We start from the raw sequence: 11,535 nt of genomic DNA, 5'->3' as shown, positions 1-11,535 counted from the left end.
CCGGCTTCGCGCGTGCACGAACTCACGCCGCGAATCTGGAAATCGCTCTTCGCCGACAACCCGCTGCGCTCGCCACTGCATCAGATCGCCTGAGATCGCAACGACGTCGGTCAATTACCGATTACGTTTGACATACCCGGTGACGCCACGAACGTTGTGAATGATCGGAGTTTGACTCGTGTGGCCGATGGTGGCGTCCGATCGCATTTGGCGCGGTGTACATGGCATTGTCTCCTTGGGGCGACGCAGTGATATCTGCGATGGCGTGTTTTGCGGCGAGTCTGTCAAACGCAGACTGGATGGCGCAAGCGCGGGGAATGGAATAAGTACTATGTCGAATTGAAATAGTGGTCCGGCTGACAGCACGAACCTAATAAACACGGGACTCCGTGGGCAGACCCGGAGGCGCGTAAGCGATCGATCGGTGATTTCACTCATTTGACCTGCATCAACCCCACAGCGACGATTCGTGCTCGCGGGAACACGCGTCGTGCACGCCGATAGCAGGCCGGCATCCGGCAAACACGCTAGATGAAGTAATCAATACTTTCGGATCACATAGGAGACCGTCAATGAGCCGAAATCAGCCAATCAACATACAGACCTTCATCAACGTACATCCATTCGGCAGGTTTCAATGGCTCGTGTTTTTTATGTGTTTCGTCATCGTCCTTCTGGACGGATTCGATACGGCGGCCATTGGCTTCATTGCCCCCTCGCTGCTTACCGAGTGGCATCTTACGAAGCCCGACCTTGCTCCGGTGCTCAGTGCGGCCTTGTTTGGTCTCGCTTGCGGCGCGCTGGGGGCTGGGCCCTTGTCCGATCGCTTGGGACGTCGCTCTCTGCTTCTTGGCGCCGTCGTGATATTCGGCGCGTCTTGTCTCGGTTCGGCATTTGCTCAGTCGCTGCAGCAACTGACGGTTCTTCGGTTCGTGACCGGGATCGGGCTTGGCGCCGCCATGCCGAACGCGGTGACGCTGATGGGAGAGTTTTGCCCTGATCGCCGCCGCGCGACGATCGTCAACTTGATGTTTTGCGGCTTTCCGCTTGGCGCCGCGCTAGGAGGGTTCCTTGCCGCATGGATGATTCCGCACTTCGGCTGGCGCAGCGTCCTCGCGTTCGGCGGCGTCATGCCGTTGCTCCTTGCGGTACTGCTCACGGTGAAGATGCCAGAGTCGGTTCGTTTCATGGTGGCGAACGCACAGCCGTATCAACGCATTCAGAAGGCGCTTGCGCGAATCTCGCGCGCAGCGCTTGGCTCTGAGCACTTCACGCTGACCGAAAGCGCACCGTCGTCAGGCAAGAGCGGTCTCAACGTTGTCCTGTCCAAGACGTATATCGTCGGCTCTTTGATGATGTGGCTTGCCTACTTCATGGGTCTCGTCATTTTCTATGCGTCGATCAACTGGATGCCGGTTTTGCTCAAGGACGCGGGGCTCCCCGCGAAGAGTGCGACGCTCGTCTCGGCGTTGTTTCCGCTTGGCGGAGTAGGTGCGGTGCTCGCCGGCGTACTGATGGATCGCTTCAACGCCAATCGGATCATCGCAGTGTGCTATGCGCTGACGGCCGTGAGCGTCTATGCGATCGGGCAAGCTGCGGGGAATATGGGCGCGCTCATCGCCGTGATCTTCCTCGCGGGCGTACTGATGAATACCGCGCAATCCTCGCTGCCGGCGCTGGCCGCGTCGTTCTATCCCACGGCGGGGCGTGGGACAGGCGTCGCATGGATGCTCGGTGTCGGGCGGTTCGGCGGAATTGCCGGGTCGTTCCTCGTTGCAGAGCTGGCGCGTCGGCAGTTCACGTTCGCGGACATCTTCGCGACGGTGGCTGTAGCGGGGGTGATCGCCTGTGTCGGCTTGCTGATCAAACAGTTCGCTGCGCCGAACATGAACGTCGATTCCATCGGCGCTCAATCGATTCATCACTGAGCGCGTGTCAGTGACGCGATATCAGCACGAAACGTAGCGGACACGCGCGCAAACGCGTACCTGTATAGACCGATAGGAGTCGCGGGACGACATCGGCGGAGAACATGTGGACATGAGAACCAAAGTTGCGATTATCGGCGCCGGCCCATCCGGCCTGCTTTTGGGACAGCTGCTGGCTCGCGCCGGTATCGACAACATCATCCTGGAGCGGCAAAGCGGCGAATACGTGCTGGGCCGTATCCGGGCCGGCGTGCTCGAGCAAGGGACAGTCGGCCTCCTGCGCGAAGCCGGCGTCGGCAAACGCATGGATTCCGAGGGACTGATTCATGACGGAATCGAGCTGATCTTCGGGGGAAGGCGCGACCGGATCGATCTCAAGGCGTTGACCGGGGGCTCGTCCGTGATGGTCTACGGCCAAACCGAGCTCACGCGCGATTTGATGGAAGCGCGCGCCGCGATGGGGGCGACGACCATTTACGAGGCGGAAAATGTGCAGCCGCACGGCGTTAGAGGCGAGCACCCTTACGTCACGTTCGAAAAGGACGGCGAGCTTTGCCGGCTCGAATGCGACTACATTGCCGGTTGCGATGGTTTTCACGGCGTATCGCGCCGGGCCATCCCTGAAGATATCCTGACGTCCTACGAGCGGGTGTATCCGTTCGGATGGCTAGGGTTGCTCTCGGACACGCCACCGGTGAATCATGAATTGATTTATGCCCATCATGAACGCGGTTTCGTGCTGTGTAGCCAGCGCTCGACGACGCGCAGCCGGTACTACTTGCAGGTGCCGTTGACGGAGAAGGCGCAGGACTGGTCGGACGAACGGTTCTGGAAGGAACTGAAGCGCCGCCTGCCCGGCGACATTGCCGAGCGCGTGGTGACCGGTCCTTCCCTCGAGAAAAGCATTGCTCCCCTACGCAGTTATGTGGTCGAGCCCATGCAGTACGGGAAGTTGTTCCTGGTTGGCGACGCTGCGCATATCGTCCCGCCCACGGGAGCAAAGGGCCTCAATCTGGCGGCGAGTGACGTGAATACCCTCTACCGCCTGCTGCGGCGCGCATACGAAGAGGGGAGCACGAGAGTCCTCGAGCTTTATTCCGGGATCGCCTTGCGGCGCGTATGGAAGGCCGAGCGATTCTCGTGGTTCATGACCACGTTGCTGCATGAATTCGCCGACAGAGACGGGTTCGACAAACGCATGCAGCGTACGGACTACGAGTACTACACGGGGTCGAAGGCCGGTCAAACGACCATCGCCGAAAATTACGTGGGCCTGCCGTACGAAGCAGTCGAAGGGCGCTAGAAGAGCCCTTGTTTTGCAAGCGAACTGTATAACGCTCGTTGAGCGTCGACACTGGCTCAAACCGGCGTTGTCTGAGTGGGCGCGACGGTGGGCTGAATCGGTGCGCCGGTCGATTGCGCTGAACTCGCCGCCACCTGCGCTTGCACATTGCCGACGTAGCTACCGGCATACTCCTTCGCCACGGTCAGCGGCGCATTGACGGTTGCCGTCGTCGCCTTTTCCATCGCCTTCTTGGCGATGCCGTCGGACATCGAGTCGAACTTGACTTTATGTCCACCGATGCCGTCCAATGTTTCGCCCAAGCTGCCGAGTCCGCCTTCCGCCATCGACTGCGTGAAGTTGAAGATGCCTGGCGTCGGATTGCCTTCCAATCTCGACTTCATGTTGTTCATCGCGCTCACGGCATAGTATTGAGCTGCCTGAACAGGCATGTTCATGCCCGCGGTCGCCGCTTTTTCAATGAGTGTCTTGGCGAGACCGTCGCGCATGGCAATCTTCGCCTCCGGCCCGGCGATGTCGCCCACGGCTTGGGCCGCCATACTCAGGCCCGCTTCTTCGAGCGCCTTCTTCAGATTGCCTCCGTCGAGCACCGTGCGGGCAATGTTCATCGCTTGCGATTCGCCCTCGAGCACCGCCGATCCGACATCCGCCAACTCGCCGATACCCGGAATGAAGCTGAGTGCGCCGAGCGCCGTCGCGCCCCAGTCGAGCACCATCGATCCGATCTTCAGCCCTTCGTCGAGCGCATGCATCAGTGCTCCGCCGTTGTGTTTCGGCGTCTTGATGTTCGGCTGATCGGCGGTTCCCATCGTCATGTCGGCGACTGCGGCCTGATCGGCAGCCGTTTTCGGTGCGTGCGTCACGGGCTTTTGCACTGCCCGGTTGGCCGCGGACATGTTCTCGTAGAAGTGCTTGAAGTCATCGTTGCTGATGTTGCCCGAATCGACCGTATGCCCCCCGCCGAAGTCGAAGAACCCATGATGGGTCTTGTAGCCTGTGATCGAGTTGTTGAGCACGCCGAACAGCAATGGGTCCGAAAGCAACTGAGAGGCGGCTTGTTTGACCTTCGGATCGAGGCTCTTGTCGTTGGCCATGCTCGAGAGCTTGTCGCGGGTGAGGTCGCCGTCGCCGAAGAAGGCCTTCTGATTCTTGTCGATGGTGTCGAGCGTGTTCAATTCGTCCTGCGTCAGGTGCATCGACGATGACGCGGCTTGCAGAAAATCAGCCGTGCTCATCTCGTCCTTGCCGCCGGACACTTGCTTCCATTGATCCGGGTGGTCGATGAAGTATTTGGCGGCTGCAATGACCTGAGGCGGCGTCTTTCCGGTCTTCGCGTCGCCGTCCACGATCTGCTTGAAATCGGCCAATCCCAGATTCTTCGGCAAATTATCGGAATAGCGATAGAACTCACGCATTGCATCGCTTTCCGTCATGACCGACGGTTGGCCGTTTCCGGTGGCATCGGACGGGATGTAATTCTGCTCGTAACTGCTCGCCTGATCTTCCTTGAACGACGCAACCTGCGGGTGGTTGGCCGAGAAACTCGAGAGGTCGCCAGCCTTGATTTTCCCGCCGCACCGGCCGTCGCCTTGCGAACCGATCGCATAGAACAGCTGAGGATCGTTCTGCAATCCTTGGATCGCGGCCTTCAGGTCCGGAGGGGTGGAGGGATCGTTGGCCTTGTCCTGCAGCGATCCCCAACTCAGTGGGCATTGATCCTTATGGCGGTCGAGCACGGATACGATTTGCAACTCGGTGTTGGTCAGCGTCCCGCTGTTCCAAGTCAGATTCGAAGACCCGGGTGGCGCGTTTTCCATGATCTTCTGTGCGGACAGGCCGCCGAAAACACCACCGCCGTGCCCGGATGCAATGTTGTCCAGCAACGCCTTGAAGCCTGCATTGGAGTCGGCCTGCGAATTGGCTGACGGGTCGGCCGGCACTTGACCGTCGGGCTGTGCCGCCTGGGCGGCCTGGCTGTTTTGGCCGCGTGATTTCTTGTCGTCGCATTCGGCATCGCTGCCTACGAGCGTCCCCAGGGAGTTGGACAGCATCTTCTCCAACTTCGTGTAGACGTTTTGCAGCACGGGATCCGCTACTTGGCCGGCAACGCCGGCGCCGATAAACGCAGCGCCGCCGGCGGCTGCTCCGGCGGCGCCCGAGCCGAGCAATCCTTGGCCCGGAAGGCTTCGCTTCGTCGTGCCGTCAGGGGAGGGCGACGTTGGAAGCTCGGATGTTCGGTTCGAAGATGAGGTGTGACTCAATGGCATGGGAAGCCTCTTCTCTCAAAAGTTGAGACCGTGACGGGAAGCCGTTCCCGCGGCGCTCATGCGGGCTCGCAGCGCGTAGCGCGGAAAGCAATCGGCATGGGCAGACAACGACTCGTTCAATGAGAGCGTAGAGCGCCCCTACGCGTTTTCAGACAAATGCCGGCGAAAACGAGTCGCTACCCACGAAATGAACGAAATGCGGCCGTTCTGACCGGCGAGGGGAAGCCCGTAGTCAAAGGAGGACGACGCGTAGCATGGAGAAGATGCCCATCACCGCGATGGAATCGACGCAGCAATGCGGTCGGCCAACTGCCCGAGAGCGCGGCTCAACGATGCCGCCTGGCCCGCGGCGCTGCTGTCCGGCATCTGTACCGAAAGCGTGGCCTGCCGTGTCAGCACCACGCGATCGGGGCGCCCCGTCGATAGCGTCCAGGCGGCCTGCATCCTCAACGTCTTGTTCGTGTCGGTCTCGAGATTCAGGACGGTCACCACGAGCGCACGTGTATCGGTCGGTGCGGGCGAGTCGGGCAGCACGAACGAGCCTTCGGGCAAGCGCGATAGAAGATCCTCCGCGAGCGTACGGCGCATCATGCGCGCAAGCGGCGCGCCCCAGCGGGTACCTTCATCGACCGACAACTGGTTCCCCGAGATCTGCGTGACGACTTCGGGCCGGTCGAGTTCGCTGGGAATATGCAGGGCGGTGAGCTGCACCGGCTCGATTCGGCCGGTGGCAAGTGGCGTCGCGGCTGGCGCGGCGCTCAGCGTCACATAGCGCATGGGCGGGCTATGACTGCATCCGGCGATCGTCATGGCGCCCGCGAGCGACGAGCCGATGACGATCGCCGCCAGCCATATCGCGTTCGTCCCCGGCAAGCGGCGCCTTGCCCGGTTTCCGGCAGTGCCTGTCATGGTGTTTTCTCCTGCCTGCCTCGAACGAGCGCCTCGGGATGCCGATCGAGATAATCGGCCAATGCGCGAATCGAGCGTGCGGCGTCGGTGAGCTCGCGCAATGCGGCCGGCAGATCGTTCTGGCTCGTCGCATCGCCTCCGAGCGTATGATTTGCCGCGGCGGCGGCCTGATCGGCGGAGTTCGCGACATCGCGCAGCTGCGCCACCAGCGGAGCGACTTGCGGCGATACCTGCTGCAATGTGCGATCGATCTGTGTGACCGCGCGATCGATATGCTCGAGTGAGTCGCCGATGCGTGGCGATGAACTCAGCGCATCGATGTGTGTCGCGATGCTGCGCACGCGCTCGCCCGTTTCCTTGATGGGAAGACTGTCCATCTTGTCGACGATGTCGTTCGCTTTGGACGCGATCGTATCCATATCGGCGGACGCGACACTCGGTATCACCGGTGTGCCGTTATCGAGCGCCAGTGTGGCGGCGGGCGCGTTCGCCACGAAATCGAGGCCGACCTTGCGAGGCCCGACGAGCGGCGGGTCCTGCGTGAGCCGTGCACGCAAGCCCTGGGCGATGAGGCGTCGCAGCATGCCGTCCACCGCGGGCCGCCAATCGCCATTGGCCGGCGGCGGAGAGCCGACGATGCCGAGCGCGGACGGATCGAGTGCGATCTGCACCGGTGTATCCAATGCACCGGTCGCGGCGTCGTAGCGCAAATGCACATCGACGACCGTACCCACCTGAAAGCCGCGCAACTCAACGGCGGCCCCATCTTTGAGCGCACCCGCCGCACCTTGGAAGCGAACGGCGTAGGTGACGATGGGGCCGTGCCGCGGGGGCAGGGCGGGCCGGCTATCGTCGCCGACGAAGTGGGTCGTCGGCTTGCCAGGCCCGGGCTCCATCACGACTTCAGGCCCCGCCAGGAGGCCCTTGAGGGAGGCGAGATCGTCGATATTGGGTTTCGCGCCGCGCAGAAAGAAACGGGTGCCGCTCAGCAGATATTTTTTTTCGGCGCGATCGATCTTGAGCGTCGCTTCGACATGCAGGCCATCCGGCGCGAGGGCGACATCGGAGACGTTGCCGACTTTGACGCCTCTGAGCGTGACGGCGGTATCGTCAGGTTTCATTCCATAGGCATTGGCGAATGTCACCGTGACGGTCTCGCCTTCCTGAACCAGCGTGCGAATGCCGAGCCAAATCGACACGCCCAACGCGGCGATCGGTACCGCCCAGATCCAACCGGGCCAAGCACTGCGCCGGACTTCGGCTTGGGTGCGCCTCGATTTCGGCCTATTCACGGGCGCTTCCTACGGTGAACATCCCACATCATTCGCGGATCGAACGCGCGCGACGCCCCCATCGTCAGCAGTACGACGAGCGCAAATGCCGTGGCGCCTATCGCGGGACTCGACGAGGCGACGCCGTCGAAGTGGATCAACGGAACGAACGCTGCAATCGTGAAGACGTCGACGTTCGACCATCGTCCCAGCTCGTCGATCCAGCGATAGGTGTGCGTCTTCAGACGCAGGCGTTTACGCGAGCGGCGTCTCACCGAACCGATGAACCACGCCATTCCAGCGACTTTCGCCACAGGTATGACGATGCTCGTGCAAAAGATCAAAATGCCGAACGGCCAAAGGCCGACGTGAAAGAGCTGGTAGACGCCGTCGATGATTCGATGAGACATGTGCCGACCGAACTGCGTCGAAATCGTCATCGGATAGAGATTCGCCGGCACCGTCAGGATCAGCGCCGCCAGCGAAAGCGCGCTTGCCCGTATGACCGAATCCGTTTTGCGCGTACTGAGCTTCAACCCGCATCGAGGGCATGGGTGTCCGACCTGTGAAGCCGGTTGAACGAGGTCGCATACGAGGCAGGACACCACGGGCCCATCCCCCGCCGGTTCGTGTTCAGCGGCGATGGCGCGCCAGACGGTTCTACGATCGAGCAGCGCTCGCGTGATCATCGATAACAACGCGGCGGCAATGAAACAGTAGCCACCGGCGCCGATTCTGCCGGTCAGATCTTGTGTCACGCGAGCATACCCGACGAAGCAGCCAACGAGGTAGACGTCGGGCATCGCCCAAACGTCGAGCGATAGCGTCCAACGGAAAAGCCTGCCGATGCCATTGAAGTGTCGGCCCGAATATATGGCGGCGAGCACGAGCGCGAGGCCGCCGAAACGCACCAACGGCAAAACGATGCCGAACGTGCCGAGCAACAGGGCGAGCAAGACCCAACCTTCGTCCCACATCGCCGCGATGCCGGACGCAAGGACCGATGAATGCTGAGTACCGAGTATCTGGACGGTCATCAGCGGCGCGAAATTGGCTGGCAGTAACAGAATGAACGTGGTCGCGGCGCAAGCCAGCGCTGCTTGCGTGCTACGTCCGCTGCGACGCTCGAGCGGATAATGGCAAACTCTGCACCGTGCGACCGAGCGCGCGTCGAGCGGCGAGAGATCCGCGAGCGTGCCGCATTCCGGGCAACCGATCGTCATGGCGTTTCGCCCTCACTCTAGGTCTCCGGGGTCCAGGAGAAAATAACAATGGCTCCCACGTGAGTAGCATTGTCCGTTCCCGGCGGCGATGTGAGGGCGCATGCGCGGCCCGGCGCGCCAATAGCGCGTTTTACGCGCAACTATTACGGCGGCGTTACGCTCAATCGGCGATCGCCTTTGCCTCGATATCGGCGTCCCGCGTTTGCAGCAGCGGGGTGCGCGCGAACACATCGGCGACCCAGTCGGCAAAGATCCTGATCTTGCGCGGCAGATGCCGATTGCGTGGATACATGATCGAGATGGGCCGGGGCGGACAGGGGTAGTCTTTCAGGATTTCGCATAGTGCGCCGCTCTGGATATAAGGCCAAAGCGGGAAGACCGCGCCTTTGAGAATACCGAGACCATGCAGGCCGCATGTCACGTACGCATCGACCTCATTGACCGCGATCATGCTGCGCATGTCGATCGTTTCGATCCTGTCTCCCACGAGGAAATCCCAGCTTCTTATCCGGCCGGTGTTGCTCGAGACGTAGTTCACGGCGATATGCTCGCGTAGCGCTTCCAGCGTTTTCGGCTCGCCGAATTTCTCGAGATACGATGGCGCGGCGCAAGTGATGCGCGGCAAATTGCCGAGGCGCCTCGCGACGAGTCCGGAATCCTCGAGTTCGCCGGTGCGGATCACACAGTCCACGCCTTCTTCGATGACATCGACTTGCCGATCGCTGAGCCCCATTTCGACCTGGATGTCGGGATAGAGCGCAAAGAATTCGGGCAGCGCCGGGATGATCGCAGTCTTCGCAATCAACGACGGCAGATTGACCTTGATCCTGCCTTGCGGATTGAGCTTCGCGTGCGTGAGTTCGGCCTCCATTTCGTCGACTTCGGCCAGCACGCGCAGGCAACGTTCGTAATAAGCCTCGCCGTCTTCGGTGAGGCTTATGCTGCGCGTCGTGCGATTCAAAAGCCGTGCGCCGAGATGCGCTTCGAGCGCCGCGACCATTCTCGATACTTGCGGGGTGGCAAGCTGCAGCGATTCCCCTGCTTTGACGAAGCTGCGCGATTCGACCACGCGCGTAAATACTTTCATTGCCGCGAAGCGATCCATGGCGGCATCCTCCGATCGTTATTGGAACAGCGAAGCCGTTGTCTGCGCGCCGCCGGCAAGGCGGTCGAGCGTGGTGTCGGCCATTGGCGCGGTGCATTTCGGCCGCTCTGCAATCAGGAATACCGGCGGTCATTGTTCTGTCAGGCGCACCAGTGAATTCTGGAATCGACTATTTATCCGCCGATTGGGCCCTTCTAAACTGATTCTACCTGCTGCAGATCGACATACGCAGCGACGTATCGCACAACTTTTTGGAGTTCACCATGAAAGCATTGATCAAGGCAGCCGCGGTTGCCCTCGCATTGACCGCACCGGCCCTTTCGTTCGCGCAATCGAATAATCAACCGCTCACGCGTGCTGAAGTACGCGCCGACCTCGAGCGCGCCATGAAGGCCGGCTACAACCCGTCGGACCGTATGCATTATCCGGAGAACATTCAGGCGGCGCAGGCGCGTATCGCGGCCGAGAATGCCTCGCGGCAAGCGGCCGCGGCCCAGGACGATACGAGCGGTGTCGGCGGCGCAGGCAATGCTGCCGAATCCGGCCACGCCGCTGAAGGTTCCGTGAGCTCGTATTCGCCGCCGATCTACAAACGGTATTGATCTCTCGAGCGGCGCCGAGCCGTTGAATTGCCCGGTGGTTTTTGCCCAGACCCTCGTCTGGGCTTTTTTCTTCATGGGCGGCGAGACATCGAGAGTTTGCTTGCCGTGGCGGCAAGCATCGCGGTCACTTCGTCGAGCGAAGGGGCGACGTAGCTGTCGATACGACGCATGTAGGGGCTCGTCAGCGAGGCGATAGCTTGACCCGACGGTCCGAGAATCGGAAACGTGACGTCCGTTACGCCGAACGTCTGAGCGCTCTCCTTGCGCAAATGCCCCTGCGCGCGGATCGCTTCGAACATCGTTGCGAGCTCGTTCGACGAGCGTGCGATTTCGCCTTTTACGCGAGTGTGCTCGGCGAGCATGCGCGTGCGTTCATCCTCGGTTTGAAAGGCAAGCATGACTTGCCCCGATGCCGTATCGATGAGACCGACGCGCGAGCCCAGCCGAATCGACAATCCCCACGTGCCCGGACCGTCCACTTGCGCGATGACGAGCAGATTGCCCCGGTCGTAAACGGTCAGATGACACGACTGCTCGGCCGTATCGGCGAAGCGCTGCATTTCGGGCACGGCCTCGGTCAGGAAGCGGTGCATCGGAGGGTGGCGGTGCGCCAGCGCGAACAGCTTCAGGCTCAGCGTATAGCGGTCGCCGCCCGGCGAGCGCATGACGTATTGGCGCGCGACGAGGCGTTCGAGCATCCGGTAAATCTCGCTCGCATTGCGGCCCAGCGCTTTCATGATCTCTGCCCGCGTCAGTCCCTCTTTTTGGTCCGACAGCAGCTCGAGTATATCCAGACCCTTGTCGAGCGCAGGCGCACGGTAGCGCTCGGCCTCGTCGGCGGCTGAAATGTCGGAGGCCTCGTCGGCCGCGGTCGCGTTTTTCTCGGACTTCAATTGATCTGCCCTCGGGCGAAGGTTAGGGAAAACA

At 61.3% G+C, this 11,535-nt stretch carries 9 protein-coding genes; 3 read left to right on the top strand and 6 right to left on the bottom strand.

The features are described from left to right. Positions 1 to 572 precede the first annotated feature (572 nt). Both GWC77_RS16735 and pobA read left to right on the top strand, forming a co-directional pair. Positions 573 to 1,928, top strand: a complete 1,356-nt coding sequence (locus tag GWC77_RS16735) for an MFS transporter (RefSeq protein ID WP_173258707.1) — start codon at positions 573 to 575, stop codon at positions 1,926 to 1,928. Positions 1,929 to 2,040: 112 nt separating this feature from the next. Beyond that, a complete protein-coding gene (gene pobA / locus GWC77_RS16730) occupies positions 2,041 to 3,231 on the top strand; it encodes a 4-hydroxybenzoate 3-monooxygenase (RefSeq protein ID WP_173258706.1) in 1,191 nt (396 codons plus the stop codon). A gap of 56 nt (positions 3,232 to 3,287) precedes the next feature. Here the strand turns inward: pobA and GWC77_RS16725 are convergent, their stop codons facing one another. The 5 genes from GWC77_RS16725 to GWC77_RS16705 all read right to left on the bottom strand — a co-directional run bounded on the left by GWC77_RS16725 (position 3,288) and on the right by GWC77_RS16705 (position 10,006). Continuing rightward, positions 3,288 to 5,498 carry an HrpF/NolX family T3SS translocon protein gene (locus GWC77_RS16725; RefSeq protein WP_302181367.1) on the bottom strand — a complete coding sequence of 737 codons (2,211 nt, stop codon included), beginning with the start codon at positions 5,496 to 5,498 and terminating at the stop codon, positions 3,288 to 3,290. A 270-nt stretch (positions 5,499 to 5,768) separates the two neighbouring features. Further along, positions 5,769 to 6,407 (bottom strand): membrane integrity-associated transporter subunit PqiC, encoded by a 639-nt coding sequence (locus GWC77_RS16720; RefSeq protein ID WP_173258704.1) that lies wholly within the window; start codon positions 6,405 to 6,407, stop codon positions 5,769 to 5,771. Beyond that, positions 6,404 to 7,699, bottom strand: a complete 1,296-nt coding sequence (locus tag GWC77_RS16715; protein ID WP_173258702.1) for an MlaD family protein — start codon at positions 7,697 to 7,699, stop codon at positions 6,404 to 6,406. Before GWC77_RS16715 ends, GWC77_RS16720 begins: the two co-directional genes overlap by 4 nt. Further along, complete coding sequence (locus GWC77_RS16710; protein ID WP_173258700.1) at positions 7,696 to 8,901, bottom strand: paraquat-inducible protein A; 1,206 nt, start codon at positions 8,899 to 8,901, stop codon at positions 7,696 to 7,698. The genes GWC77_RS16715 and GWC77_RS16710 overlap by 4 nt, the downstream gene beginning before the upstream one ends. Positions 8,902 to 9,061: 160 nt before the next feature. Then, a complete protein-coding gene (locus GWC77_RS16705) occupies positions 9,062 to 10,006 on the bottom strand; it encodes a LysR family transcriptional regulator (protein WP_173258699.1) in 945 nt (314 codons plus the stop codon). Between the two features lie 263 nt (positions 10,007 to 10,269). Between GWC77_RS16705 and GWC77_RS16700 the strand changes: the two genes are divergently transcribed. Continuing rightward, on the top strand, positions 10,270 to 10,608 hold the full coding sequence (locus tag GWC77_RS16700; protein ID WP_173258697.1) for a DUF4148 domain-containing protein: 339 nt from the start codon (positions 10,270 to 10,272) through the stop codon (positions 10,606 to 10,608). A gap of 71 nt (positions 10,609 to 10,679) precedes the next feature. Here the strand turns inward: GWC77_RS16700 and GWC77_RS16695 are convergent, their stop codons facing one another. Next, on the bottom strand, positions 10,680 to 11,501 hold the full coding sequence (locus GWC77_RS16695) for an IclR family transcriptional regulator (protein WP_173258695.1): 822 nt from the start codon (positions 11,499 to 11,501) through the stop codon (positions 10,680 to 10,682). Positions 11,502 to 11,535: the final 34 nt, after the last annotated feature.

Origin of the sequence: Paraburkholderia sp. NMBU_R16 (assembly GCF_013282575.1) — a bacterium.
Taxonomy (GTDB): Bacteria; Pseudomonadota; Gammaproteobacteria; order Burkholderiales; family Burkholderiaceae; genus Trinickia.
This window is presented reverse-complemented; position numbering and strand designations above follow the sequence as displayed.